Source organism: Streptococcus mitis (assembly GCF_001579035.1).
In the GTDB taxonomy this organism is placed as follows: Bacteria; Bacillota; Bacilli; order Lactobacillales; family Streptococcaceae; genus Streptococcus; species Streptococcus mitis_J.
In genome coordinates this window covers 306,104-306,988 of the sequence record NZ_KQ970285.1, presented here as the reverse complement: position 1 = coordinate 306,988, position 885 = coordinate 306,104, and the positions used below count along the sequence as shown (strand labels likewise).

The following is an 885-nucleotide window of genomic DNA, read 5'->3' as shown; positions in this document are numbered from 1 at the left end:
AAAATTAAAGCAAGTATCATAACTGATAAATTTGGTAAATAAAATAATAAAAATAGTGTAGATACTGTATAATACAAGCAAAGTAACAATATTGAAATCATATTTTCTCCTTATTTGAAATAATGCAGCTAATAAGTTTATAAACCAATGCGCTGCAATAGAATAATGCAATCCAAAACGCATAGTCACAAGTCCTAGTATAAAACCAATTGGACTCCGAATCAATAAATTATCTATAATGTCATAATTCAAATGTAGTAAAATTCCAAATAGTAAAGAGCATATTAATAATGTCTGAGGTTTAGAAAAATTATTTCGCAAAATACGATATAAACAATAGCGAAACAGGAACTCTTCACAACTAGCAATAACCATTTGATACCAAAATTCTTCGCCTTTAATAAAAAATAGATTTATAAGAAATAGTAAGGCTGTTAAAAAAATAAATTTATACCACGAAAATTTAATCTCACAACTAGTATACAAATTATATTTTTGGGCTATATAATTTGGGAGTATGATAAAACAAGCTGGCATTAAAACAACTAAAAGATAGAAATAAACACTGACTAGTTGTTCTTTCTCTACAAAAACTAAGCCAGTCATAGCAATACTATATAAAACAATAGATAACATCAAAATTCCTAAAGCTACTATCGCAGTAGATAATTTTGTCGTTTTATCATTCATTCTCTAAAACTCCATTTTTTTAAATTTTTATACGCTAAAATATAGAAAACGGTCATATAGACCATGCTCAACAAACACATAGCAGCTAAACTTGTAAAAGCACTTGCATTTGATAGCGATATATACGCATTGGGAAATAGATAACCCATCCATCCCATCTTAGAAGAAAGTATTGAAGCTAAAACAAAGAAAATT

The 885-nt window shown here is 27.5% G+C and carries 2 protein-coding genes; both read right to left on the bottom strand.

All coding sequences use genetic code 11. The features are described 5' to 3' along the window. A partial coding sequence (locus tag SMIDD26_RS11245) for a CPBP family intramembrane glutamic endopeptidase (RefSeq protein ID WP_246746846.1) occupies positions 1-690 on the bottom strand: 690 nt, incomplete at its 3' end. Beyond that, a partial coding sequence (locus SMIDD26_RS12515; protein ID WP_246746845.1) for a hypothetical protein occupies positions 687-885 on the bottom strand: 199 nt, incomplete at its 5' end. The genes SMIDD26_RS12515 and SMIDD26_RS11245, both read right to left, overlap by 4 nt.